We start from the raw sequence: 389 nt of genomic DNA on the forward strand, positions 1-389 counted from the left end.
GGAAGAAGAAAAGCTTGATTTCAGAAAGGGGAAAGGTACGAGAGATGCAATTGGACTGCTGCGAACAATCGGCGAAAGATACCTAGAGAAAAATAAAGAAGTGTATGCAGTATTTGTGGACCTGGAAAAGGCATTTGACAGAGTGGATTGAAATAAACTTATGGATATCCTGAAGAAAATTGGTGTGGACTGGAAAGAGAGGAGACTATTAAGTAATCTTGATATGAAACAACGAGTCAAAGTAAGGATAGGAGAAGGAATGTCAGAGGGAAGTGGATTAGGGAGAGGGGTACGACAAGGATGCCCTCTATCATCTACCCTGTTTAACATCTACTTGGAGAAGTTAGTGAAGAACTGTTTTCAGAACACGGGAGGGGTGATAGTAGGAG

General features: G+C 41.6%; 1 protein-coding gene. It reads left to right on the forward strand.

What is annotated here, in order from left to right; translation table 11 throughout:
• Nucleotides 1-160: 160 nt before the first annotated feature.
• Nucleotides 161-389: hypothetical protein (locus AABA78_RS38990; RefSeq protein ID WP_338270609.1), on the forward strand; the 229-nt coding region annotated here is incomplete at its 3' end.

This window comes from Corallococcus caeni, assembly GCF_036245865.1.
Taxonomy (GTDB): Bacteria; Myxococcota; Myxococcia; order Myxococcales; family Myxococcaceae; genus Corallococcus; species Corallococcus caeni.